This is a genomic window from Nonomuraea dietziae, from assembly GCF_014195505.1.
Lineage (GTDB): Bacteria > Actinomycetota > Actinomycetes > Streptosporangiales > Streptosporangiaceae > Nonomuraea > Nonomuraea roseola.
This window is the reverse complement of record NZ_JACIBV010000001.1, coordinates 2833175-2855777: the sequence shown is the minus strand read 5'-3', so window position 1 is coordinate 2855777 and position 22603 is coordinate 2833175. Positions and strand designations below refer to the sequence as shown.

The 22603-nt window shown below is 69.9% G+C and carries 27 protein-coding genes and 1 pseudogene; 9 read left to right on the top strand and 19 right to left on the bottom strand.

All coding sequences use genetic code 11. The annotated features are described in order from the left end of the window. Window positions 1-2: 2 nt before the first annotated feature. Window positions 3-461 carry a S8/S53 family peptidase gene (locus FHR33_RS50195; protein WP_246451816.1) on the bottom strand — a complete coding sequence of 153 codons (459 nt, stop codon included), beginning with the start codon at window positions 459-461 and terminating at the stop codon, window positions 3-5. A gap of 728 nt (window positions 462-1189) precedes the next feature. Between FHR33_RS50195 and FHR33_RS13760 the strand changes: the two genes are divergently transcribed. Further along, the gene (locus FHR33_RS13760) at window positions 1190-1684 is read left to right on the top strand and encodes a DUF3145 domain-containing protein (RefSeq protein WP_183646891.1); all 495 of its coding nucleotides are present in this window, start codon (window positions 1190-1192) and stop codon (window positions 1682-1684) included. A gap of 420 nt (window positions 1685-2104) precedes the next feature. After that, window positions 2105-2467, top strand: coding sequence for a hypothetical protein (locus tag FHR33_RS13755; RefSeq protein ID WP_183646889.1), 363 nt, complete (start codon window positions 2105-2107; stop codon window positions 2465-2467). Between the two features lie 163 nt (window positions 2468-2630). Here FHR33_RS13755 and FHR33_RS13750 read toward each other — a convergent pair whose 3' ends face one another. From FHR33_RS13750 to FHR33_RS13700, 11 genes are all read right to left on the bottom strand, one after another. After that, on the bottom strand, window positions 2631-4055 hold the full coding sequence (locus FHR33_RS13750; protein ID WP_183646887.1) for a carboxyl transferase domain-containing protein: 1425 nt from the start codon (window positions 4053-4055) through the stop codon (window positions 2631-2633). Window positions 4056-4066: 11 nt separating this feature from the next. Next, complete coding sequence (fabF, locus tag FHR33_RS13745; RefSeq protein ID WP_183646885.1) at window positions 4067-5299, bottom strand: beta-ketoacyl-ACP synthase II; 1233 nt, start codon at window positions 5297-5299, stop codon at window positions 4067-4069. 33 nt (window positions 5300-5332) lie between these two features. After that, complete coding sequence (locus FHR33_RS13740) at window positions 5333-5572, bottom strand: acyl carrier protein (protein WP_183646883.1); 240 nt, start codon at window positions 5570-5572, stop codon at window positions 5333-5335. 55 nt (window positions 5573-5627) lie between these two features. After that, window positions 5628-6584 (bottom strand): beta-ketoacyl-ACP synthase III, encoded by a 957-nt coding sequence (locus FHR33_RS13735; RefSeq protein ID WP_183646881.1) that lies wholly within the window; start codon window positions 6582-6584, stop codon window positions 5628-5630. After that, entirely contained in the window at window positions 6581-7477 is an 897-nt protein-coding gene (locus FHR33_RS13730) for an ACP S-malonyltransferase (protein WP_183646880.1), read from the bottom strand. Before FHR33_RS13730 ends, FHR33_RS13735 begins: the two co-directional genes overlap by 4 nt. A gap of 103 nt (window positions 7478-7580) precedes the next feature. Next, window positions 7581-8705, bottom strand: a complete 1125-nt coding sequence (locus FHR33_RS13725; RefSeq protein ID WP_183660067.1) for a PucR family transcriptional regulator — start codon at window positions 8703-8705, stop codon at window positions 7581-7583. Window positions 8706-8766: 61 nt separating this feature from the next. Continuing rightward, window positions 8767-9039, bottom strand: coding sequence for a hypothetical protein (locus FHR33_RS13720; RefSeq protein ID WP_183646878.1), 273 nt, complete (start codon window positions 9037-9039; stop codon window positions 8767-8769). A gap of 103 nt (window positions 9040-9142) precedes the next feature. Then, the gene (locus FHR33_RS13715; protein ID WP_183646876.1) at window positions 9143-9577 is read right to left on the bottom strand and encodes a DUF350 domain-containing protein; all 435 of its coding nucleotides are present in this window, start codon (window positions 9575-9577) and stop codon (window positions 9143-9145) included. A 9-nt stretch (window positions 9578-9586) separates the two neighbouring features. Next, window positions 9587-10741, bottom strand: a complete 1155-nt coding sequence (locus FHR33_RS13710) for a glutathionylspermidine synthase family protein (protein ID WP_183646874.1) — start codon at window positions 10739-10741, stop codon at window positions 9587-9589. Further along, entirely contained in the window at window positions 10741-11247 is a 507-nt protein-coding gene (locus FHR33_RS13705) for a hypothetical protein (RefSeq protein ID WP_183646871.1), read from the bottom strand. Before FHR33_RS13705 ends, FHR33_RS13710 begins: the two co-directional genes overlap by 1 nt. Continuing rightward, complete coding sequence (locus FHR33_RS13700; protein ID WP_183646869.1) at window positions 11247-11603, bottom strand: hypothetical protein; 357 nt, start codon at window positions 11601-11603, stop codon at window positions 11247-11249. The genes FHR33_RS13705 and FHR33_RS13700 overlap by 1 nt, the downstream gene beginning before the upstream one ends. Before the next feature lie 82 nt (window positions 11604-11685). Here FHR33_RS13700 and FHR33_RS13695 point away from each other — a divergent pair, with 82 nt between their 5' ends. From FHR33_RS13695 to FHR33_RS13685, 3 genes are all read left to right on the top strand, one after another. Beyond that, complete coding sequence (locus FHR33_RS13695; RefSeq protein WP_183646866.1) at window positions 11686-12705, top strand: PHP domain-containing protein; 1020 nt, start codon at window positions 11686-11688, stop codon at window positions 12703-12705. Between the two features lie 131 nt (window positions 12706-12836). Then, on the top strand, window positions 12837-13562 hold the full coding sequence (locus FHR33_RS13690; protein WP_183646863.1) for a helix-turn-helix transcriptional regulator: 726 nt from the start codon (window positions 12837-12839) through the stop codon (window positions 13560-13562). Window positions 13563-14324: 762 nt separating this feature from the next. Continuing rightward, window positions 14325-14939 (top strand): hypothetical protein, encoded by a 615-nt coding sequence (locus FHR33_RS13685; protein WP_221241086.1) that lies wholly within the window; start codon window positions 14325-14327, stop codon window positions 14937-14939. Window positions 14940-15067: 128 nt separating this feature from the next. Here the strand turns inward: FHR33_RS13685 and FHR33_RS13680 are convergent, their stop codons facing one another. The 4 genes and pseudogenes from FHR33_RS13680 to FHR33_RS13665 all read right to left on the bottom strand — a co-directional run bounded on the left by FHR33_RS13680 (window position 15068) and on the right by FHR33_RS13665 (window position 17670). Next, window positions 15068-15463 (bottom strand): DUF2809 domain-containing protein, encoded by a 396-nt coding sequence (locus tag FHR33_RS13680; RefSeq protein WP_183646858.1) that lies wholly within the window; start codon window positions 15461-15463, stop codon window positions 15068-15070. A gap of 191 nt (window positions 15464-15654) precedes the next feature. After that, a pseudogene (locus FHR33_RS13675) lies at window positions 15655-16096 on the bottom strand (transposase family protein); the annotation flags it as partial. 142 nt (window positions 16097-16238) lie between these two features. Beyond that, the gene (locus FHR33_RS13670) at window positions 16239-17069 is read right to left on the bottom strand and encodes an SDR family oxidoreductase (protein ID WP_183646855.1); all 831 of its coding nucleotides are present in this window, start codon (window positions 17067-17069) and stop codon (window positions 16239-16241) included. 229 nt (window positions 17070-17298) lie between these two features. Beyond that, on the bottom strand, window positions 17299-17670 hold the full coding sequence (locus tag FHR33_RS13665; protein WP_183646852.1) for a DUF5997 family protein: 372 nt from the start codon (window positions 17668-17670) through the stop codon (window positions 17299-17301). 55 nt (window positions 17671-17725) lie between these two features. Between FHR33_RS13665 and FHR33_RS13660 the strand changes: the two genes are divergently transcribed. After that, the gene (locus tag FHR33_RS13660) at window positions 17726-18454 is read left to right on the top strand and encodes a LysR family substrate-binding domain-containing protein (protein WP_312895520.1); all 729 of its coding nucleotides are present in this window, start codon (window positions 17726-17728) and stop codon (window positions 18452-18454) included. 242 nt (window positions 18455-18696) lie between these two features. Here the strand turns inward: FHR33_RS13660 and FHR33_RS13655 are convergent, their stop codons facing one another. Further along, window positions 18697-19179 (bottom strand): CHRD domain-containing protein, encoded by a 483-nt coding sequence (locus tag FHR33_RS13655; protein ID WP_183646849.1) that lies wholly within the window; start codon window positions 19177-19179, stop codon window positions 18697-18699. Between the two features lie 388 nt (window positions 19180-19567). Between FHR33_RS13655 and FHR33_RS13650 the strand changes: the two genes are divergently transcribed. Continuing rightward, window positions 19568-20362, top strand: coding sequence for a class I SAM-dependent methyltransferase (locus FHR33_RS13650; RefSeq protein ID WP_183646846.1), 795 nt, complete (start codon window positions 19568-19570; stop codon window positions 20360-20362). 161 nt (window positions 20363-20523) lie between these two features. On the opposite strand, the gene FHR33_RS13645 is transcribed toward FHR33_RS13650, so the two are convergent. Then, a complete protein-coding gene (locus FHR33_RS13645; RefSeq protein WP_183646843.1) occupies window positions 20524-20808 on the bottom strand; it encodes a hypothetical protein in 285 nt (94 codons plus the stop codon). Between the two features lie 106 nt (window positions 20809-20914). Between FHR33_RS13645 and FHR33_RS13640 the strand changes: the two genes are divergently transcribed. Continuing rightward, entirely contained in the window at window positions 20915-21436 is a 522-nt protein-coding gene (locus tag FHR33_RS13640) for an SEC-C metal-binding domain-containing protein (protein ID WP_183646839.1), read from the top strand. Next, window positions 21433-21645, top strand: a complete 213-nt coding sequence (locus FHR33_RS13635) for a plasmid pRiA4b ORF-3 family protein (protein WP_183646836.1) — start codon at window positions 21433-21435, stop codon at window positions 21643-21645. The genes FHR33_RS13640 and FHR33_RS13635 overlap by 4 nt, the downstream gene beginning before the upstream one ends. Window positions 21646-21735: 90 nt before the next feature. On the opposite strand, the gene ybiA is transcribed toward FHR33_RS13635, so the two are convergent. Continuing rightward, window positions 21736-22254, bottom strand: a complete 519-nt coding sequence (ybiA, locus tag FHR33_RS13630) for a riboflavin biosynthesis intermediates N-glycosidase (RefSeq protein WP_312895519.1) — start codon at window positions 22252-22254, stop codon at window positions 21736-21738. Window positions 22255-22603 lie beyond the last annotated feature (349 nt).

Sequence of the window (22603 nt, the reverse complement as noted above, 5' to 3'; positions counted from 1 at the left end):
TTTCAAGTTGAGTGAACGACAACTCCCAGACCCGGAATCTGCCGTGAATCAGGCAGATCGGCGACATCGCGCACGGCGGGCGAGGCGGCGAAGGCTCCGGAGACCAGGGCGGCGGCGAAAGAGGTGCCGCTCCAGCTGGCGAACCCCTCGAACTCGCCGAACTCCAGGAAGGTGCTGGTGAGCCACTCGCCCCTGGCCCAGGCGTCCACCCATGGCCCATGGGCGGAGAACGGCGCCCTGTGCTCCTGCGCCGCGTCCAGCGCGCCCACCCCGACCACGGAGGGCAGCGCGGCGGGCCAGAACGGGCGGTCGGAGGCGGTGTTGCCCGCGCACGCCACCGTCACCGTGCTCTCCAGCGAGCCCACCGCGTCGGCCACCAGCCTGGACGGCTGGTCGTCGAAGGTATGGCAGCCCAGGGAGAGGTTGAGCACGTGAGGCGGGTCGGCGCGCAGCCGGTGCAACGCGCGCAGCAGGCCCCGCCTCGTCGCCGACGCCGTCGGCGCCCAGCACCCTGGCGACCTGGAAGGCGGCCGAGGGCGCGCGCCGCTGGATCAGACCCGCGATGAAGGTGCCATGGCCCGCCTGCGCTTCGAGCGCGCCGTCGCCGTCGCCGTCGGGACGGTCGGCCGCCTCGGGCCCCAGCCGGCCGTACCAGTCGCTCTTGGCCCACCACGGATGCGCCGCGATGCCGGTGTCGACCACCGCCACCCGCACCTGCGGGCCGTCGCGCCCGGAGGGGGCCGCCAGAGGGGCCGCGGGGAACGGCCTGGAGGCCGGGCCGCCGAACCACAGCGGCTGACCCGTCAGCACGTGGTTGGGTCCCGCCCTGTGGCCCTCCTCGCGCAACCTCATGGCGATCTCGCACGGGTCCACACCGGGCGTGAGCCTGATGCGGAACACTCCGTCGGCCTCGGACACCGCCTGCGTCCATCGCGCCGCCGCCGACAGCGCCCCGCGGTCGGTGAGAAGTTGGCCGGGGCGGATGAGCGCCGCGCCGACAGCTTGGATGTCCATGGACCCGTATCTTTCCTGCCCCGGGCAGACGTCACATGCCCCAGCCGCAACATCTTGGTATAGCCCCCCACTAGCACCGGGCGGCGACCGACGGTAGTCTCTCCCTAGTCACTTGTGATCATCCCAGGACGAGGCCGTTGGGGAAGGCGCACCTCGTACCGAAACGGGAGGTCCGGTGTCTGCTCGTGGCGTGCTGTACGTCCACTCGGCTCAGCCCGCGCTATGCCCTCATATCGAATGGGCAGTGGCGGGTGTCCTTGGCGTGCCCGTAGACCTGACGTGGACACCCCAACCTGCCGCGCCGAACGTGGTGCGCGCGCAGGCCGAGTGGGAAGGACGCCCCGGCATCGCCGCGGCCATCACCTCCTCGCTCATGGGCTGGCAGCGCATCCGATTCGAGATCACCGAGGACGCCTCGCAAGGGGTGGACGGCTCCAGGCACGCCTACACGCCGACGCTCGGCGCCTTCAACGCGGTCATCGGGGCCGCGGGGGACATCATGATCCCCGAGGACCGGCTGAGGGCGGTGATGCTCATGGCCTCGCAGGGGCGGTGCGTGCTGGAGGACGAGCTGGACAAGATGCTCGGCAAGCCCTGGGACGAAGAGCTCGAACCGTTCCGCTACGCGGGCGACGGCGCGCCGGTCCGCTGGCTCCACGCGGCGGTGTGACCGGCCGCGGGTCCCCGACCGGCTCGCAGGCGGGCCGGACACCGCCGCGCGGGCCCGCTGCGTGCCGGCACGCTGCCGTGCCGGCGTCGACCCGTGCGCGCAGAGGCAACGCGGTCGAAGCCGAAACGGCTGCCCGGCGAATGAAACGTTCGCGGGTGTGGATCTTTGGCTGTACCTTCGCGACATGCTTGCGCGACCGGCGATGTTGAGCAGTGAAGTGCCCTCCTCGTCCCGGATCATGGACTTCACGTTGGTCGGGGCCCCTGCAGGGCCGCTCGTGGTCTGTGCCGACTCCAGGTATGGAGGAGTGTGGACCTGGGATCCCCTGCGGGACGTGTGGCAGCAGGAGCGGCCGCTGACCTTCGAGCCGGGGACCCGCTGGCCGCCCGGTATCCCGATGCTGAGAACGGTGTCGATTCGGTGGCCGCAGTCGTGGCCGGCGGACGTGTGATCCTGGCTGCGGGAGGCGACGAACAGGGCTTCGCCTTCTGGGATCTGGAGAGCGGCGAGCTGGTCCGGGGAGCAGGTTTCGACGATCCCTACCTCGCGGCGATCACCGAAGTGCGGGGAGAGGGACCGCCACTGTTCGTGACCGCCACGCAGTACGCGGACGAGATCCATGTGTGGGGCCTCTCCGACGAGCACGGAGGCGATCTCATCTGTGACCCGCTCACCGGTCACGAGGATGCCGTCGTCGCCCTGGACACGGCCGTGATCGGCGATCGTGTCCTGGCGGTGAGCGGGGGCGAGGACGCGACGGTGTTTCAAACCTTGGCGCGGTAGAGGGCCGGCTGACCGGACCGGCGGGCCGTCACCGGCTGGGCACGCCGACTGGTCGGCGCGCGGCCGAGCGCCTCCATGGCCTGCCGCACCGGCTCGGTCGTCAGCGAGACGGCATGCGCGTGTGCCCCCTCCAGCAGGTGGAGGGGGCACACGCGGTCGGGCACTACAGCGGGATGTTGCCGTGGGCGCCGCGGGCGGGGGTGGCCGTGGCGAGGACCCTGGCGATCGCGCCGCGGGTCTGGGACGGGTCGATGACCTCGTCGATCACGCCCAGCTCCTGCGCCCGCGCCAGCCCGCCGGCGAGCTTCTCGTGCTCCTCGGCCAGGCGGTGCTCCAGCTCCGCGCGCTCCTCCTCGGGGGCGGCCGCCAGCTCGCGGCGCTTGAGGATGCGCACCGCCGCGACCGCGCCCATGACGGCGACCTGGGTCGTCGGCCAGGCGAAGACGCGCGTGGCGCCGAGGGCGCGGGAGTTCATCGCGATGTACGCGCCGCCGTACGCCTTCCTGGTGACCAGCGTGACGCGCGGCACGGAGGCCTCGGCGAAGGCGTGCAGCAGCTTGGCGCCGCGGCGGACCACGCCGTCGTGCTCCTGTCCGACGCCGGGGAGATAGCCGGGAACGTCCACGAGGACAACCAACGGCACCCCGAAGGCGTCACACATACGAACGAAGCGGGCGGCTTTCTCGGCGGACGTGGCGTCGAGGCAGCCGCCGAGGCGCATCGGGTTGTTGGCGATGACGCCGACGGTCCTGCCGCCGAGGCGGCCGAGCGTCGTGACGATGTTGGGCGCCCACTTCGGGTGCAGCTCGATGCCGGGCTCGTCGAGCAGGCCGTTGACGAGCGGCTTGACGTCGTAGGCGCGCCGGGCCGACTCGGGCAGGAAGGCCGAGAAGTCGACCTCGTCGACCGACGAGCTGCGCACGCGGCCCTGGTGGCCGAGCAGCACGGCCAGCTGGCGCGCCCTGAGCAGCGCGTCGCTCTCGGTCTTGGTGACGATGTGCACCACGCCGCTGCGCTTGCTGTGCGGCTCGGGGCCGCCGAGCGCGGCGCTGGTGACGTCCTCGCCCGTGACGCTGCGCACGACGTCGGGCCCTGTGACGAAGATGCGGCCCTGGTCGGCGAGGATGACGATGTCGGTGAGCGCGGGACCGTAGGCGGCGCCACCGGCGGCGGGGCCGACGACGACCGACAGCTGCGGCACGATGCCCGACGCCTTGGTCATGGCGGAGAAGACCCGCCCGACGGCGTGCAGCGACTCGACGCCTTCGGCGAGTCGCGCACCACCGGAGTGCCAGACACCGATGACCGGCACCCGTTCACGGACGGCCACGTCGTAGGCGTGGACGATGTGCTCGCAGCCCTCGCTGCCCATCGCACCGCCCTGGAAGCGGGCGTCACTGCAGAACGCGACGACGGGAACACCCTCGACGCGGCCCATGGCGGCGAGCACGCCGCTCTTGTCCTGGGGAGTGAGCAACCGCAGCGAGCCCTCGTCGAGCAGCGCGGCCAGGCGGACGATCGGATCGCGGGGATCGACGGGCGACTCGTCGGAGGCGCCGGTCACCACCCCGTTGTCGAGCACGGTCATCTGTGGCTCCCTCAGTGCGTGGTGAAGACGACGGTGACGTTGTGGCCGCCGAATCCGAACGAGTTGTTGACCGCGGCGATGTCACCATCGGGGAGCTTGCGGGACCCACCGTGGACCAGGTCGACCTCGATGCCGTCGTCAGGGTTGGCCAGGTTGATGGTGGCGGGCACGACGCGGTCCTCGAGAGCCTTGATCGTGAAGACGGACTCGATGCCGCCGGCGCCGCCGAGCAGGTGGCCCGTCATCGACTTGGTCGAGGTGACCAGCGGGTGGGTGCCGATGGCCTTGGCCACGGCCTGCACCTCGATGACGTCGCCCGCCGGCGTGGAGGTGCCGTGCGCGTTGATGTGCTTGACGTCCTGGCCTGTGACACCGGCGTCGGTGAGCGCCTGGGTCATCGCCATGATGATGCCCCGGCCCTCGGGCTCGGGCTGGGTGATGTGGTGGGAGTCGGCGGAGTAGCCGACACCCGCGGCGTAGGCGTAGACCCGCGCGCCACGCGCCTTGGCGTGCTCCTCGGACTCCAGCACGACGATGCCCGCGCCCTCGCCGAGCACGAACCCGTCGCGGTCGCGGTCCCACGGACGGGAGGCGCCCTGCGGGTCGTCGTTGCGGGTCGACATGGCCCGCGCGGCCGCGAAGGCGGCGATGTTGAGCGGGTGGATGGCGGCCTCGGTGCCACCGGCGACGACCACGTCGGCGCGACCCGACCTGATCATCTCCATCGCGTAGCCGATCGCCTCGGCGCCCGAGGCACAGGCGGAGACGGTCGCGTGGACTCCCGCCTGGGCGCCCAGGTCGAGACCGATCCAGGCGGCGGGGCCGTTGGGCATGAGCATGGGCACGGTGAACGGCGAGAGCCTGTTCCAGCCCTTCTCCTTGAACGTGTCGTAGGCCGACAGCGTCGTGGTGATGCCGCCGATGCCGCTGGAGACGACCACGCCGAGCCGCTCGGGCGCCACCTGCGGAGCGCCGGCGTGCTGCCAGGCCTCCCGCGCGGCGACGAGGGCGAACTGCTCGCTGCGGTCGAGGCGGCGCGCCTCGGGCCGCGGAAGCACCTCGGACGGGTCGACGGCCGCGACGCCCGCGAACTTCACGGGGACGCTGTCGACCCAGTCCTCGGTGATGCTTCGCACACCCGACTGACCGGCGAGGAGCGCCGACCAGGTCGAGGTGACGTCTCCACCGAGGGGCGTCGTCGCGCCGAACCCGGTGACGACGACTCGTGCCCGGTTTGCACTCACGTGGTTACGCTCCTTGCTGATCAGAAGGGACTTTCAGGCCTGGATGAAGTTGAGGACGTCCTTGACCGTCTTCAGGTTCTTGAGCTGGTCGTCGGGAATCTCGACGCCGAACTCGTCCTGCGCGGCCACGGCGATCTCGACCATGGACAGGGAGTCGATGTCGAGGTCGTCCACGAAGCTCTTCTCCGGGGTGACCTCGGACGCCGGGATCCCAGTGATCTCGTTGACGATCTTGCCGAGGCCCTCGAGGATCTCCTGCTCGCTGACTGCCATGTCGGTAGTTCTCCTTTGAGTTTCTTTCTTGGGTTTGTACGGCGAGCCGTACAAGCTATGGGATCTCGACGACCTGGCCGGCGAAGGCGAGGCCGGCGCCGAAGCCGAGAAGCAGGGCCAGCTGGCCCGACTGCACCTCGCCGCGCTCGATCATGCGTGAGAGCGCGAGCGGGATGGAGGCCGCCGAGGTGTTGCCCGCCAGCACGATGTCGCGGGCGATGACGGCGTTGTCCGCGCCTAGCTTGCGGGCGATGGCCTCGATGATGCGCAGGTTGGCCTGGTGCGGGACGAACGCGGCCAGGTCGGCCGGGTCCACCCCCGCACGGTCACAGGCCTCCTTGGCCACCGGGTGGAGCGCGGTGGTGGCCCAGCGGAAGACGGTCTGGCCCTCCTGCTGCAGGAAGGAGTCGCGGTCCTTGATGATGATCGCGTCGAACTTGTCGCCCGCGCTGCCCCAGACCACGGGGCCGATGCCGGGGGTCTCGGAGGCGGTGACGACCGCCGCGCCCGCGCCGTCGGCGAAGATCACCGCCGTCGCCCTGTCGGTCCAGTCGATCCACTGCGACAGCTTCTCGGTGCCGACGACCAGCACGTTCCTGGCCGAGCCCGCCCGTACGGCGGCGCTGGCCGTGCCGAGCGCGTAGCAGAAGCCCGCGCACGCGGCGTTGACGTCGAAGGCGCCGGGGGAGTCGATGCCCAGGCGGTGGGCCACCCTCGCCGCGGCGTTGGGGATCTGCGACTCGAGCGTGCAGGAGGCCACGATCACCAGGTCGATGTCGGAGGCGTCGAGGCCGGAGCCCGCCAGGGCCTTGCCGCCCGCGTGGACCGCCATGTCGATCTCGGACTCGTTGGCGGGGGCGACCCTGCGCTCCTTGATGCCGACCCTCGACTGGATCCACTCGTCGTTGGTCTCGATGGTCTTGGCCAGATCGTCGTTGGTGACGATGTTGGCCGGCTGGTAGTGGCCGAAGGACAGGATCTTCGCTCCTGCCGCGACCTCGGGAATCCTCACTTGATCAGCTCCCTGGCCGCGTCGAGGTCATCGGGGGTCTTCAGTGCCACGCTCTCCACGCCGCGCAGCGCGCGCTTGGCCAGGCCCGTCAGGGTGCCGCCGGGCAGCAGCTCGACCATCCTGGTGACGCCGAGCGCGGCCATGGTCTCCATGCAGGAGTCCCAGCGCACGGGGTTGCTGACCTGGTTGACCAGGAGCTCGACGAACTCGGCGCCGCTGCCGACGACCTGCCCGTGTGCGTTGGACAGCAGCCTGGTGTGCGGATCGCCGGGCGTGAGGGCGGCCGCGGCCTGGCGCAGCTGGTCGACCGCGGGCGCCATGTGCACGGTGTGGAAGGCGCCGGCGACCTGCAGCGGGATCAGCCTGGCGCGGGCCGGCGGCTCCTCCTTGAAGGCGGCCAGCTGCTCGAGCGTGCCCGCCGCGACGATCTGACCGGCGCCGTTGATGTTGGCGGGGGTCAGGCCGTGCCGGTCGAGGGCGGCCAGCACGTCGGCCTCGACGCCGCCGAGGACGGCGGTCATGCCGGTCTCGGTGACCGCGGCGGCCTTGGCCATGGCCTGGCCGCGCTCGCGGATCAGGCTGAGTGCCTGCTCCGGGGTCAGCACCCCGGCGAGCGCGGCCGCGGCGAACTCGCCGACGCTGTGGCCGGCCAGCAGATCGGGGGTCGCGCCCAGAGCCTCGGCGGCGGCCAGCGCGGCGGCCACGAGCAGCGGCTGGGCGACGGCGGTGTCACGGATCTCGTCGGCGTCGGCGGTGGTGCCGTAGGCGATCAGGTCGAGCCCGACGACCTCCGACCATGCGGAGAGCCTGTCCGCGAGGCCTGGTAGCTCTAGCCATGGGGACAGGAAGCCTGGGGTCTGGGCGCCTTGGCCCGGAGCGACGAGTACGAACACGATTTCCACCATGCCCTGTAGAAGTCCGACACGCGGATAGAGATCCGTACGAACTTTGTCCCAGGGTTTTTGTAGGAACCCTACAGTAGGGGTTTCGGTGGAGTTACGTTAGAGCGCGCCAGGTTACGGCGCTCTCTGTGAGCCTGCCCAATATCAGGCCGACCTGCAAGGTGAAGGCCGATCTGCCCTCCGTCGGCTGGTAGCCCGTCAGCTCGGTGATCTTCTTCAGCCGGTACCTGACCGTGTTCGGATGGACGAACAGCAGGCGGGCCGTGGCCTCGAGCGAGGTTCCCTGCTCCAGATAGGTCGCGAGGGTGTCGAGCAGCGGCGTGCCTGCCAGCGGGAGGTAGACGTTCTCCACGAGCTGCTGCCTGGCGTCGTCGTCGCCGTCGAGCGCCCGCTCGGCCAGCAGGTCCTCGGCGTGGACGGGCCTCGGCGCGTCGGGCCAGCCCGAGGAGGCCTTCAGCCCGGCGATCGCGGCCCGCGCCGAGCGGGCGGCGGCGTGCAGGTCGGGCACCTCGGGGCCGATGACGATCGGGCCCGCGCCGAAGCGCGGCACCACCTGCCTGGCCGCGTGGTCCACGTTGTCGGCGCCGCCGACGATCACGATGAGCCTGTCGGCCTGGACACCCGCCAGCAGGTCCATGCCGATGCGCCTGCCCTTCTCGCGCAGGCCGTCGATGACCGCTCGGGGGTCCTCGTCGGGGGCGTGCCCCGCGACCACCACGACGGGGGCGGAGGTCCAGCCGAGCGCCGCGGCCCACGAGTGGAGCCCGTCGTCGACCTCGCCGCGCACCAGCGCGTCGACGATCAGGGCCTCCAGCCTGGCGTCCCACGCGCCGCGCGCCTCGGCCTCGCGGGCGTAGACCTGTGCGGCGGCGAAGGCCACGTCGCGGGTGTAGCGGAGCATCGCCTGCTCCAGCTGGTCGCCGCCGCCAGGGGCGGCCAGCTCGTCGGTCATGGTCTCGACGACCTCGACGACGATGCGGACGATGTCGACCGTCTGCTGCAGCGAGATCGAGCGCTTCAGCTCGCGCGGCGCCGTGCCGAAGAACTCGATGCTCGGGGTGGGACGGCCCTCGCCCGCGTGGGCGAACCACTCGACGAAGGCGGCGATGCCCGCCTGCGCGACCAGGCCGACCCAGGAGCGGTCCTCGGCCGACAGGGCGCGGAACCACGGCAGCCGATCGTCCATGCGCGCCATGGCCGCGGTGCCCAGGGTGCCCATGTTGCGCTCGAGACGCCGGGTGGTGTCTTCCCGTGTCCGGTCCTCGTGGTCTGTCACGCCTCTAGAGTGCCAGGTCCGACGGAGTGCGCCGCTCCCGCCCGAGCCTGACGGCGGCCATCCTGTCGGGTACGGAGAGTTCGCGGTGGACGTTCTCGAGGAGGCCCACCGTCTCGTACAGATCGCTGCCCTCCCGTGACGAACGCCACTGGCGCATGCTGACCGTGTCGCTGATCTCCAGGCGGGTGAGGTCGCCCGACAGGACGTAGTGGCGGACGAGCGGGCGGCCTCGGACGTTGCGGGTGGTGGCCTCGGTCATGAGGTCGTCGGTGAACATGAACAACGCGGGTCGTCGAACGCACCGCCGTCGGCGCGGTGGACGTCGCGGCGGTGCCCGGAGAGGCGCTGGCGGTGCTTCCCGCGGCGCCGGTTGAGGGGCGCTAGATGACCGCGACGGCAGTGATGAGCCCGATGGCCAGGTGGGTGACGGCGAGCAGGCGGGCGCCCGGCTGAAGGTCGCTCTGCTTGACCAGCTCGCGCACCGAGATGCCCGCGACCAGATCGAAGACCAGCATGGCCACCGTCTGTACGGCGATGCCGACCAGCCCGAACACCGCGGTCGCCAGCAGCCCCTCGTGCAGCGCGCCGCCCGAGGACCAGATGGAGGCGGCGACGATCAGGCCGACCGCGGCCAGGCCCGAGCTGGCAAGCAGCGTGGCGTTGGGGTTGCGCTCGTGCTTGATCACGGCGCTGAGCTTGCCAGGCGTGGCCAGGTCGATGGCGTAGAAGCCGATGATCAGCAGGATCATGCCGAGGACGGCGTAGGCGGCGATGGCGAGCGCGCCGGAGAGCAGGTGGTCGACCAGAGGGGACATGGGGTGCCTTTACAGCTCGATGCGATGGGGGACGAACGACGAGGTGTCGTCGGTGATCAATCCTGCCGTCTCGCGGATGCCGAGTCCCGCGGACTCGTCGGCGACCATCCACGCGCCCAGCACGGGCCGCTGCCCCTCGAAGGAGGGCAGCGCCTCGAAGCCCTGGTAGACGAAGCCCTCGGCGCCGTAGGAGCCTTCGGTCCGCGCCTGGTGGTCGGGCGAGACGATCTGCATGGAGGCGCCCTCCCTTCCCAGGAGTGGCTTGACGATGTAGGAGGTCAGCTCGCGGGGGCCGTCGAGATAGGCGGGCAGCAGGTTCGGGTGGCCCGGATAGAGCTCCCACAGCAGCGCGAGCAGCGCCTTGTTCGACAGCAGCGCCTTCCACAGCGGCTCGATCCAGGTGGTGGAGGCGGCGTGCCGTACGGCGTGCTCGCCGAACCTGTCGGCCAGCATCCACTCCCACGGGTAGAGCTTGAAGGCAGAGCGGAGCACCCGCCCGCCGGTGTCGACGAAGCGCCTGTTGAGAGGGTCCCAGCCGATGTCCTCCATCGCGATGGCGACGGTCTTCAGCCCGGCCTGGTCGGCCGTCTCCTGCAGGTAGGCGACGGTCATCGCCTCCTCGCCTGTCTCGTCCATGTTCGTCCAGGCGAAGTGGGTCGGCCCCGTGGGCAGGACCAGCTCGCGCCACCTGTCGATGAGGCGCTCGTGGATGGAGTTCCACTGGTCGTCGCCGGGGAAGCGGTCCTGCAGCCAGTACCACTGCACGACGCTCGACTCCAGCAGCGAGGTCGGGGTGTCGGCGTTGTACTCCAGCAGCTTCGGCGGGGAGACGCCGTCGTAACGCAGGTCGAAGCGGCCGTAGACGTGCGGGTCGCGCCGCTCCCACGAGTGGGTGATCTCCTGCCAGGTCCACTCGGGCAGCGCGAAGTCGGCGAAGCGCCGCTCGGCGATCACGTGCTCGACGACGGCCAGGCACATCCGGTGCAACTCCTCGACCTGCGCTTCGAGGTCGAGGACCTGCTCCATGGTGAAGACGTAGTGGACGGACTCGTCCCAGTAGGGACGGGGCAGGTGCGTGGCCTGCACCGAGCGGTGGAAGGCCAGGCCCTGGCCCTCGATGATCTTCTCCCAGCCCTCGCGGGGAGTGGCGTGCTCGCGTCGCATCAGGATCCCGTCGAAGTGCGGTTGCCGAAGCCGTTGGTGGAGATCTTTCCCGAGCGGGTGAGCTCGTCGCCGCCTTCCGTGACGATGGATACGTCGCGGGGGCGGGCGGTGGTGCCGCCGGAGATCCTGCCGCCGTTCGTCGTCGTGCCTCCGTAGTACCAGAGGTAGGCGCCGTGCTTGCCCACGCCGTCGCAGTTCTCGTCGTCGACGACCTCGTAGGAGTCGTCGTCCTCGCTGTCGCGCTCGACGCACGTGGCGACGACCTCGTCCTCCTCGAAGACCTCCTCGAAGTCGTCTTCGTCGTCCTCTTCGAGGGTCTCGCCCGCGTCGTCGACGGGCTCCTCCTCGGCGTCGTCGACGGGTTCGTCCTCGGCGGAGTCGTCGTACGGAGCGGCGTACTCGATGGTCGGGGAGGGCTCGGGGGAGGCGCAGCCGGTCAGCACGGCCGAGGACAAGGCCACGAGGGCGCCGAGCGAGACCGAGCGCGAGGAGAGCGCCCGGCGCATCAGCTGCCGCCTCCGCCTCTGCCGCCGAAGCCGCCCTTCTGGATGACGTGCCCGTTCCTGCTGGTGATGCGGGCTTCGGCGGGCCGTACGGTGGAGCCCTGCAGCACCCGCGCGCCGGTCCTGACGCCGCCGTAGTACCAGCCGTAGGCGTGGTGCGAGCCGCGCGCCTCGTCGCAGTAGTCGTCGTCGACCACCTGGTAGGAGCCGTCAGGCAACCGGGTGTCGAGATCGACGCAGTCCGCGCCGACCTCCTCGTAGTCGTCGTTCTGTGCGGAGCAGTACCCGACCACCAGCACCGAGACCACTCCGAGCGCGGTCAGTGTGATCGCCTTGGACGATTTCCGGGTTTCTGCCATGGGGCTCCAGAGCTTATCGGTGCTTTATGACTGGAACAACGGGCAGGTGAAGTGCCGGGTTCCCCTCGGGTATTCAACCGGCATGGAACCGGTCAAAGCACTGCGTGACATCGCTTTTCTGCTGGAGCGGGCGGGCGAGCCGTCCTACAGGGTGCGGGCCTTCAGACGCGCCGCCTCCGTGGTCGCGGACCTCCCTCCCGACGAGCTGGTACGGCTGGCGCAGGCCGGCGCGCTCGCCGACCTGCCCGGCATCGGCAAGGTGACCGCGCTGGCGATCACCGAGGCGCTCGACGGCCAGACCCCCACCTACCTGCGCAGACTCCAGGCCACCGTGGGCGCGGACCTCGACTCGGACAGCGCCGTGCTGCGGGCCGCGCTCAAGGGCGACCTGCACAGCCACTCCGACTGGTCGGACGGCGGCTCGCCGATCGAGGAGATGGCCGCCTCGGCCAGGGAGCTCGGTCACGAGTACTGGGCGCTGACCGACCACTCGCCCCGCCTGACCGTCGCCAACGGACTGTCGCCCGCCCGCCTGCGAAGGCAGCTCGACAGGGTGGCCGAGCTGAACGAGAAACTGGCGCCGTTCAGGATCCTCACCGGCATCGAGGTGGACATCAACGTCGACGGCACCCTCGACCAGGACCCCGCGCTGCTCGGACGGCTGGACGTGGTGGTCGCGAGCGTGCACTCCAAGCTGCGGATGAACGCCCACGAGATGACCCGCAGGATGGTCACGGCGATCGCCGACCCGAACGTGGACGTGCTCGGCCACTGCACCGGCCGGATCGTGAAGGGCGGCACCAGGCGCGGAGGGCTGCGGCCCGAGTCGGACTTCGACGCGGAGCTGGTCTTCGAGGCCTGCCGCAGGTTCGGGGTGGCCGTCGAGATCAACTCCAGGCCCGACAGGCTCGATCCGCCCAAGCGGCTGCTGCGGCTGGCCTACGAGATGGGCTGCGTGTTCTCGATCGACTCCGACGCGCACGCGCCGGGCCAGCTCGACTGGCAGCGCTTCGGGTGCGAGCGGGCGGCCCTGTGCGGCGTCGAGGCCGAGCGCGTGGTGAACACCTGGCCCCTGGAGCGAGTCCTGGAGTGGACCTCCTGACTCTGTGCTGATCGTGAGCGGACGGCGGTTGCGCGCGGTGTGGTCACGGAGAGTGCCGTTCGGGGAAGAGTCATGTCACCCCGAGGGCGCGACGGGGTGAAATGTCGGTGGCGGCGCGTAGCGTGCCGGTTGTGAACCGTACCGATCGGCTCTACGCGCTTGTCGAGGACCTGCGCGCGATCTCTCCCAGGTGCCGGTCAGCGCGCCAGCTCGCCGAACGCTTCGAGGTGAGCGTGCGCACGATCGAGCGCGACATCGCCGCCCTTCAGGAGTCGGGCGTGCCCATCTACGCCGAGCCGGGCCGCAGCGGTGGTTACGCGGTCGACAAGAACCACTCGCTGCCGCCGCTCAACTTCACCCCCGCCGAGGCCGTCGCCATCGCCATCGCCCTCAGCAGGGCGGGCGACCAGCCGTTCGGCCGCCAGGCGCGCAGCGCGCTGCGCAAGGTCGTCGCCGCGATGCCGGGCTCGGAGGGTGAGCTGGCGCGAGAGCTCGCCAGTCGCGTCCAGCTCGTCGCCCCCGTCGAGACAGGCGAGGAGATCCAGCCGCTCGGCCGCGCGGGCGTCTCCCGCGTCATCGAGGACGCCCTGCTGCGCCGCCGCGTCCTGCGCCTCGACTACGCCGACAGGAAGGGCGCGCTCACCTCCCGCGACGTCGAGCCCGGGGTCTTTCTGGGCGGCCGGGGCGGATTCTGGTACCTGGTGGCCTGGTGCCGCCTTCGCGACGACGTCCGCGTCTTCAGGCTCGACCGCATCGCGAGCGCCTCCGTCAGCGACGAGCGCTGTCCCGACCGGCCGCTCGAGGGCTACGTGACGGACGTCCCTGACATGATCGTTCACGGCACTCTGCTCGATTAATGGCTCGAAACACCGACATAGGGTTGTCGCCTTCGCGATTTATCGTTGCCTTGTTCGAGAAACTCGACGGCTGGAGCTCCTGTGGTCAACACCGTGTCGTGCTTCGAGGTCGCCACCGGCGACCCCGAGGGTGCGTGGCGCCCCTCCGGCGACCTGTCCGGACGGCGCCTCGCCGAGCCGGCCGGCTGACCCGCGTCACCCCTGTCCGCTGGAGGGCGTCGGACCTTTCCCTCCGACGCCTCGTCAGGCGCCTTCCCCGCCGCGGACGTGACGCGTACCGACCGCCCCATCCGGGCGGTCGCCTCCCTGGGCACGCCGCCAACCGCCGAGCGGCGGCGCGCCCAGGGCATTCCCGCCCGCCTGGCACCGACTACCTCAGGGACACTCGGGACCCCACTCGGACGGCTCCCACGCGAGAGACCACGCGTTGGGTCATGGTTCACACCGAGCACACCGTCCGCCACCGCCCAGTTGATCGCGCTCGGCCGTACAACTGTGGTCACTCCCGAGCCAGCCAGCGCCGGGACCTCGCCGCCGTGCCGGTCCTGGACGCTCCGCCCGTGACAACGGTGATCGCCTGGCCGCCGCACAGCCGCCTTCGTGCAGTTGCTGACCTGATCCGCGTCGCAACACGTCTGTGAACGCGGATGAGGAGGGTGGCCACCCAACGACAGCCCCGATCAAGCAACGGTCAGCTCAACGCTCCTGCCTCAGCGAGGTAGTGTCCTTCAACGTCTCTTGAGCCGTGACCAGGGTGCTGTGGTGGGCGCATCCCGATCCTCCTGGCGTAACACCACCCATGACTGGGCGACCGACGTCGACCTCGGCCACCTCGCCCGCATCCAGGGGAACCCGGCGGAGTTCGCCCCCGGCGGCGTCCGGCACTTGATCCTCGAAGTCCTCGCCCACCCGGCCGACGAGGCGGCGAGCACGGGCGCTGGACGCTGCACCGTCACCCTCCACCTCGACGGCTCGGTGTCCGTGGCCGACGAGGGGCGGGGCACCGACACCCGTTTCGATGAGCAGGGGCGGCCGGTGAAGAAGCCCGTCATGTCGTCCAAGGACCTGCGCTTCTTCGACGACCCAGGCGCGGAGACACTTCCTGACGGGCATCCGCGCCGCGGTATGTCCGTCGTCGCCGCGCTCAGCGAGTGGCTCATCCACACCAACCGCCGCGTGAACGGGTCCTGGGCACAGCGGTACGAGCACGGCGTCCCCGTCACCGGTCTGGAGGCCGTCGCCGGCGACGGCGCCACAGGGACGACCGTGCACTTTCTGCCCTGCGGGCACCTGCCCCCACTCGCTGACGACCTGCGCCGTTTTGCGGACGGATGGCCTGGCCTGGTCGTCACCGTCGACGACCGTCGTGGTGGCTGACTGCTCGAGGACTGTGCCGTCTGCCAGAGCTGAGCGGCTCGCTCTTCGCCCAGATGAGCACCTTCAGCAACGGCTGGCCGCCGCGCAGGACGAACCCGATGACCTCGCCGCTGGGGGCGTCCGTACCGTCAGCGTGCCGGTGGGGTGGAGTCCGGGAGTCGGCCGGTCTGATCACCGGATCGGACCAATCGGCGTTCCCAGGCCAGGGCCGCGACCACACCGATGGCATAGGCGATCAGGTCCCATGGGTCGGGGAACGCGCCGACCAGGACACCGCCGATGCCCGGCGGGGTCATGCCGACTATTTGGTAGAACTCGACGGCGGCGGCGATCGCGGCCGTGGCCAGGGTGCGGCGTGCGGCGGTGGTGCGCCACAGCAGCCCCAAGAACGCGTAGACCAGCATGGTGGCGCCGACGTCGCTCACGTAACCGCGGATGAACGGTTGTCCCGGGCCCCGGTAGAAGAGGGCGAACGCGCCGACGGCGAGGGCGACGCCGCCAAGAAGGACCATGGCACGGCGCATGTGATTGACATCTTCTCCGGATTTCAACGATCAGGACGAACCTGATCATAGAGCTCGTCCCTTACGGCGGCATGCTGACTGCGGCAGGTCAGCGACCGCGGCGGAGTGCCATGGCGACGGCATGCCAGGGCCGATTTCCTGGTCCGCCGCCCGGCCTCGGCAGACTCTCGCCGAGGAGTTGGACGATGTAGACCGGGATAGCCCTTGTCCGCGAACGTCTTCACGCCAGCAACGGTCAATGCGTCGATCAAGGCCACCGCGCGAGCGGCACCCACGTCGTGGACGGCGCCGGCACTGCCGGTGAGGCGCACACCAGCCGGCCCGCGGGGTCGGCCAGAAGGTGCACGTTCATCCCATGCTGCTTGCGTTTGCCGTTGTAGTACGGCCGCTCGTCGGCGAGGCGGTCCATCGGGATGAGAGTGCCATCCAGGATGGCGTAGGCCAGCCGGGCGGCGCGCTTGACGGCGGCGTGCACATCGTCGGCCGGCGTCGCCAGCAGGTCCACGCTTTCACGGACGTAACGCCCTGTCGTGTGGTGCTGTTGGCGAAGCCGGCAGTCAGACGGGCGTAGGTGTCGCCGTTACGCCGGTGGCCCAGGACCAGCAAGGCCTGCTGGGACGCCGCCAACTTCCGTCACCGACAGCGGGCTGCACCCAGGCCGAAGTACCACACGCGATACCGATTCGCGACGAAGATCCTCCGCTTGCCCTTGCCTTGGATACGCGATGGCCTGATGGCGAAGAGAGTCCGGTGCGCCGAGCACGGCTTGTCGCGATCACCACTGACCGTCACCCAGAAATTGCCGTGCGCCGCGCAACTTGGTCTGAAGCCGTCGCTGGGTCATGGCGCAGTCCAGGCGCACGTCTATGGGGCCGGGCGACCTGGTGTCCGCCCGCCGGCCTGGAGGCAAACGGTCCGCGTCGAGGCCATCGCGGCGAGCGATGAGCAGCCCAAGCTCGTATCGGCTCACGGCATCGGCTCCGGCGACGTGGTGGATGCCGCGATACCCGGATGCGGCAAGTTCCAGGAGCGCCGCAGCAAGGTCAGCCACATGTACTGGACACCGCACGTCGTCGGTGAACAGCACTCCTCGAGCGCTGCCGGTGGCAAGCGAACGCACGAGGGCCTCGTGCGAGGAGTCATCGTCGCCAATGATCAAGGAGGTCCTGGCTACCACCGCAGCCGGCGCGATCGCGCTCACCGCTGTCTCGGCGGCGGCTTTGGCCGCGCCATACGGGCTGATCGGGTCAGGGACGCACGTCTCGTCGTAGCGAATCGCCGCGCCGGAGAAGACCGCGTCGCTGGACACATGGACGAGGCGTGCACCCGCCATGGAGACGGCGAGAGCCACGTTCGCCGCGCCGGTCGCCGTGGCCGTCCAGTCCGTCTGCCGGAAGGCGGCGTGGATGACCGCCTCCGGCTGGAAGGCGCAGATCAGCTCATCGACGTTCTCTCGTCGGCGCACGTCGAGCGGCAACCACTCAACGTCGGCGGTCTCTCCAGCTCGGGTCAGGTACGTCGCAGCCACCTCGTGTCCTGCCTGCGAACACTGTCGAGCGAGCTCGCTGCCGAGAAAGCCACTGCCGCCGACGATGAGGGTCCTCATGGTCGGTCACCATAGTTGGCCAGCCGTTCTGAGACGGCCGTCGTGGCTCATGGCCCGTTTCCGCGATCGGAAACAGAGCTCTTGTCGCAGGTGTGCTGTCTGACCCGGCGCGGACCGCATCGCCTGGTGCCAGTGCGTGAGTTCTCTGGTTCCACAGGGCAACGAGGACTGCCTGGCGGCTCATCGGACGAGCTCGTCTCCGGTTTGAGCCGTGCGGGATCTCAGCTGCCTAGCGCTGCTTGAGGCGGAGTGCCTCTTTGCGGGCCTCGGCCTGGACGGACCGCTCGCGCTCCAGCCATGCCGGGTTCTCCGCCTTCAGCTCATCGATCTCAGCGGTGGTGAGCGGTCCGGTGATCCCGCCTCTGGCCAGGCCGGAGATGGAGATCCCGAGCTTCGCGGCGACGACCTGCTTGGGGTGCGGGCCGTTGCGGCGCAGGTCAGCGAGCCAGGCGGGTGGCTTGGCCTGCAACTCGTTCAGCTCGTCCCTGGAGACGACACCCGCCTGGAACTCGGCGGGCGTGGCCGAGAGGAGGACCCCCAGCTTCTTGGCCGCGGTCTCGGGCTTCATCGTCTGGATGGTCTTCGGTTTGGGCGAGGTCATGGCGTCGAGAGTAGTCAGTCGGAACGGGTTCCCCTGACATCGGTACCCTGAGGAAGTGACTGATGGGGAGATCGGCAGGGTGTTCCGGCTGGCGTACGTGCCCGGGGTGACCCCCGCCAAATGGGTCAACGTCTGGACCGAGAGGATGCCCAGCGTGCCGATCACCCTGGTCGAGGTCGCCGCCGCCGAGGTGGTGCGACTTCTGCGGGACGGCGGCGCCGACGCCGGATTCGTGAGGCTGCCGGTCGACCGCGAGGGGCTCAGCGTGATCCCTCTCTACGTGGAGACCACGGTGGTCGTGGTGCCCAAGGACCACGCGGTGGCCGCCGCCGACGAGGTGACCATCGCCGACCTGACCGACGACGAGGTGTTCCATCCTCTGGACGACACCATCGACTGGACGGCCCGGCCCGGGCTGCCCGCGTTCAGCCGCCCGGCCACCACGGCGGAGGCCGTCGAGCTGGTGGCGGCCGGCACCGGGCTTGTCCTGGTTCCGCAGTCGCTGGCACGCCTCCACCACCGCAGGGACCTCACTTACCGGCCGGTGACGGACGCGCCGCAGTCTCAGGTCGCGCTGGCCTGGCCCACGGACGCGACCACTGACCTGGTGGAGGATTTCATCGGCGTCGTCCGCGGCCGGACGGTGAACAGCTCGCGGGGCCGTACCCCCGCCTCCTCTGCGGAGAAACCGGCACAGCGGCAGGCCCAGAAACCCGCCCAGAACGGCTCCGGACGCCGGGCCGTACCGGCCAGCCGTAAGAAGAAGGGCCACCGACCCCGGTGACCCGCAGCTCCGAACCTCCGGTTCGGAGCCGGCAATACCGGTAGAGCACGCGCGCCCATCGACTTTCGCAGCCAGTCGATACAGATGGTGCTGCTTCACGGAATCCGGCACCAGACTCCGTGAAGCGGTCACTTAACGTCATCGAGAAGCCGCTGGACGGGACAGCTTGCCCGTACGGCCAGCCGCTGGGCGGGCGACTACGGGATCTCTACCCGGTCGCTACGGGGCCGCTCAGACGCGACCTAGACGGCATCACCGAGCTGGCCACGGATGGCGCCATCCGGGAACGGCTCGTTGTGGACGTTGGTGTAGAACTGGCTCGGATTCCGGACGATCTCCCGCAGCTCCTCGCGGGTCAGCGTGGTGTCGGCGTTTTCAGGCGTCTCGCGCCTCTCGACGCGGATGCAGGCGCTCGCGAAGCCGTCGGTGGGCGCTTCCAGCGTCACCACGATCGGACCCGCCACTCCTGCCTCGCCCCTGTGGATGTGCGCCGCGGTCGCGGGGTCGATGTTGTGGGCGGTGATGACGTAGCAGAGCGACTTGTCCTTCACCTTCCAGGCGAAGATGCCCACGCCGTCCGGATCGCCGGGACCGGGAACCTCCTGAGCCCCGGTCATCTCGACGACCTCGTAGGGCGACGGGTCGCCTGTGGTCGCGCCGGCCGTGCCGGGGAAGACGGCCGCTACCGCGGCGAGTGCCGGAATCAGGATGATCGACTTGATCAACGTACTCTCCTTGGTGACTATGAGTAGCGATGCGCTACTTTGCGTAATGTATCCGAGTTCTGTCGAAGTGAAACCGTGCCGTCATGAGCGGGATCGTCAAGGAAGCGGCATGCCCGACGACGACCTCGCAGAGGCGTGGGCAAGCCGGCCTCTCGGCTGACGGGGGCCATGCGCCGTCCGTGAGGCGGGCCTCGATGTGCCGGGGCGGGACGTGGGCGTCGTCACCGCGGGGCGGGGGCGGAGGCCCGTGGACCTCCGGCTTGGCCGACCGCACGGCAAACGCCTCAAGGTCAGCCCAAAGAGCGGGACTCGACCAGTCAATCGGGCCACGGAACGGCTGGAGAGCAACTCGTTTGCCCGCAGCGCACGGCCCACGACATGATCGAGTATGACGGTGACACGGGAGCTGCTCGCCTACTACGAACAGGACAGGGAACACGGCCGGCTTCGTGAAGGGCGTGACCGGTTGGAGTTCTGGCGGACACAGGATGTGCTGCGCCGATCGCTGCGGCCCGCTCCGGCACGGGTGCTCGACGTGGGAGGCGGCACAGGGGTGCACGCCGAGTGGCTGGTCGCCGACGGCTACGAGGTCGAGCTGCTGGATCCGGTCCCGCTGCACGTGGAGCGGGCCTCGGAGCTGGCCGGGGTGACAGCGCGGCTGGGAGACGCGCGGGAGCTTCCGGTGCCGGACGCGAGCGTGGACGCGGTCCTGCTGCTGGGCCCGCTCTACCATCTGGCCGAGCGTTCCGACCGGGTGCGGGCGCTGGCCGAGGCTCGCCGCGCCGTACGGCCAGGCGGACTGGTGGCCGCCGCGACCATCAACCGTTACGCGGCCGTGCACGACATGGTTCACACGGGCGCGTACACCGAGGAGCGACAGCGGGAGGCGGCGCACGCGGCCGCGAAGAACGGGATCATGCTCTCACCAGGGCGCGGGTTCCCCGCCTACTTCCACGACCCCGACGAGGTCCCTGGCGAGTTCGCCGACGCAGGACTTCCCGCCGCCGAGCGGTACGGGCTCGAGGGCGCCTTCTGGCTGTACGGCGACATCGACGAGTGGCTCGACGATCCGGAACGCCGCACGCTGCTGCTCGATGCCCAGCGCTCGATGGAGTCCGTCCCGTCGCTGCTGGGGATGAGCGGCCATCTGCTCACCATCGCCTGGCGGCCCGGCGCGCCATGACGGGCATCCACGATCTCGTGACGCTGCGAGCAGGCTGCTTCATGCCACTCCGCCGACCTCAGCCAAGAACGGCTCACGGTACCCACGCGTCATGGAAATGAGCCCATGCTCCCCGACATGTTCTTCCACCCCCTCAAGTCCGCGCAGGTGCTCGACGCCGTCTACGAGCAGTTCGGCGAGCTGGACGAGTCCGGCGAGGTCACCAACGAGTCTGCGGCAGGGAGACGGTCCTGCAGGTGCTGCTGGACCCGCGCAGCCAGGGTGTTCCCGGGGTGTTCGAGCTCGCATGGGAACTTGTCGAGCTCTATGACGACGACGAACTCGACGACGCGGTCGAGCCGCTGACCGAGGTACTCAACGCCCACCCCGACCAGCGCTTCGCCCTGGGTGCCCTGCGCGCGGCCCACCGCGACGCCGAGGGCCTGGCCGAGATGGAGGCCCTCCATCGCGACATGTCACTCCTGCTGCCGGAGCGCCGCGACATCCGTTTCTACTACCTGGCTCCGGCTTTCCTCGCCGAACACAGGGGCAGACCGACCGTGGCGCCGCGCGATGGAGGAGTTGCTCAGCGCAGCCACGCCCTCAGGGAAGCGGGCGCTGGGTGGCGTGCGCTCCAGGTTCCGGATGGCCTATCTGCCCCCACGGGAGTACGCCAAGGGCCTGGCCGAAGGGCTGTTCGACGCCACATTCCCCCTCGACCACGAGGACTACCGTCGCGAGCTGGAAGTATCGCTGCACGACTCGGCCGAGCTCGGCAAGGTCTCGGTGGTCGCCATCGACCTGGCGGAGGTCGACGCGTTCGCCAAGCGGACGGGACGCGACCCCCGACGTCGAAGTACACGGCTGGCCTACCTGTCTACGCTGCCGGACCGGGACGCGATCTCCTGGCCGCCGGAGCGCAACACGCCCTGCTGGTGCATCTCTCAGCGCAAGTACAAGAAATGCTGTGGACGGCCCGGATTCCGCGACCAGCCGTTTCCGACCGAGGGCGGGCCATCCTGCGTGTCGATGGACCCCAGCCGCTCCGGGTGCAGGTCCCCTCCAGGATTCGGCTTGACCGGCTCCACACGGTGATCGACGCCGACGCCGGCGCGGGCGGCCACTACAGCTTCTCCATCCAGGACGGCGAGATCGACGCCGACCAGGCTCCGCACGCGACCCTCACACAGCTCGCCGGCGAGCCCGGCCAGTCGTTCGGCTATCACAACGGCCGCGACCACAGGGTGACGGTGGAGGAGATCGTCCCGGTGGACCCGGCGGACAACGAGCCCCGGGTGATCTAGCGACACGCTGTCGCGGTGGGCGACCCCCATCGCGCACGGCCATCGACGAGCCTGAAGCCGACCGCTTCAGCACGGCGACGTGGCCGAAACTCACGCCAGTGTCTCCCTCGCGGCCATCAGCGCGAAGCCCAGCAAGTTGAGCCCCCGCCACGTCGCAGGAGAGGCGGCTCGCTCGTCATCGGCGGTCAGGCCGATCCCCCAGATCCGATCGAGGGGGCTGGCCTCGACGATCACCCGGTTCCGCGTGCCAAGCAGAAACTCCTTCAGCGCGGCATGCTGGCCGAACTTGGCGATGTTGCCGCGCACCACGATGTCGAACCGGTGGGCGTCCCAGACCTCTTCGTCAAAGTCCCGTACGGCGCGGCCCAGCTTCTTGGCCTCGCCCGGATGCCCGGCAGCAAGGATCTTGGCTGCGGTTTCGCGGTCGTCGAACAGCCAGGCCTTGTGCGCCATCATGTAGTGCTCGGCTGAGCCGTACGTCTGCCCGTCCTCGGTGAAGGTGACCGGCCACCACTGCGACAGGCAGCCGGGGCGCAGGGTCTGGTGGCCCCAGAAGTAGAGGAACTTCAACGATTGACCGGCCTGTTCGGCGGCGATCGCCTCGGCCACGTTTCCAGGGAGTCGCTCAATCACCCCGATACCCTGCCATGCCTCCCCTCGTGGCACCCCTCAATTAGGGTGCGGAGCCGCGCGAACTGCCCATGGAGAGGAACGACAGCAACGGTATCGAGCGCCCCGTCCCCGGCGGCGGCCAGCGGCTCGTGGTGCCCGTCGAGCAGGAAACGCAGTGCTCCGGTCGGAGACGTGTGGGCCGCTGACATCGAGGACGTCGAGCGCGACAGCCGTACCGTCGTGATCGAATCGTGTGCCGGAGACGGTGGCCTCGCCATCGACGCCTGCGATCGCATCGGCACTGCTAACTGGAACAGGCCAGGTCGGTGGACTCGGGCTCCTCCAA

What these genes read in the sequence shown, in the direction of transcription:
- FHR33_RS13750 (WP_183646887.1), bottom strand. Translation starts at nt 4,055, where the DNA reads ATGACCGTGCTCGACAACGGGGTGGTGACCGGCGCCTCCGACGAGTCG.
- FHR33_RS13740 (WP_183646883.1), bottom strand. Translation starts at nt 5,572, where the DNA reads ATGGCAGTCAGCGAGCAGGAGATCCTCGAGGGCCTCGGCAAGATCGTC.
- FHR33_RS13725 (WP_183660067.1), bottom strand. Translation starts at nt 8,705, where the DNA reads ATGGGCACCCTGGGCACCGCGGCCATGGCGCGCATGGACGATCGGCTG.
- FHR33_RS13720 (WP_183646878.1), bottom strand. Translation starts at nt 9,039, where the DNA reads ATGTTCACCGACGACCTCATGACCGAGGCCACCACCCGCAACGTCCGA.
- FHR33_RS13715 (WP_183646876.1), bottom strand. Translation starts at nt 9,577, where the DNA reads ATGTCCCCTCTGGTCGACCACCTGCTCTCCGGCGCGCTCGCCATCGCC.
- FHR33_RS13710 (WP_183646874.1), bottom strand. Translation starts at nt 10,741, where the DNA reads ATGCGACGCGAGCACGCCACTCCCCGCGAGGGCTGGGAGAAGATCATC.
- FHR33_RS13705 (WP_183646871.1), bottom strand. Translation starts at nt 11,247, where the DNA reads ATGCGCCGGGCGCTCTCCTCGCGCTCGGTCTCGCTCGGCGCCCTCGTG.
- FHR33_RS13700 (WP_183646869.1), bottom strand. Translation starts at nt 11,603, where the DNA reads ATGGCAGAAACCCGGAAATCGTCCAAGGCGATCACACTGACCGCGCTC.
- FHR33_RS13695 (WP_183646866.1), top strand. Translation starts at nt 11,686, where the DNA reads ATGGAACCGGTCAAAGCACTGCGTGACATCGCTTTTCTGCTGGAGCGG.
- FHR33_RS13680 (WP_183646858.1), bottom strand. Translation starts at nt 15,463, where the DNA reads ATGCGCCGTGCCATGGTCCTTCTTGGCGGCGTCGCCCTCGCCGTCGGC.
- FHR33_RS13670 (WP_183646855.1), bottom strand. Translation starts at nt 17,069, where the DNA reads ATGAGGACCCTCATCGTCGGCGGCAGTGGCTTTCTCGGCAGCGAGCTC.
- FHR33_RS13665 (WP_183646852.1), bottom strand. Translation starts at nt 17,670, where the DNA reads ATGACCTCGCCCAAACCGAAGACCATCCAGACGATGAAGCCCGAGACC.
- FHR33_RS13650 (WP_183646846.1), top strand. Translation starts at nt 19,568, where the DNA reads ATGACGGTGACACGGGAGCTGCTCGCCTACTACGAACAGGACAGGGAA.
- FHR33_RS13645 (WP_183646843.1), bottom strand. Translation starts at nt 20,808, where the DNA reads ATGGAGGGCCTCCATCTCGGCCAGGCCCTCGGCGTCGCGGTGGGCCGC.
- FHR33_RS13640 (WP_183646839.1), top strand. Translation starts at nt 20,915, where the DNA reads ATGGAGGAGTTGCTCAGCGCAGCCACGCCCTCAGGGAAGCGGGCGCTG.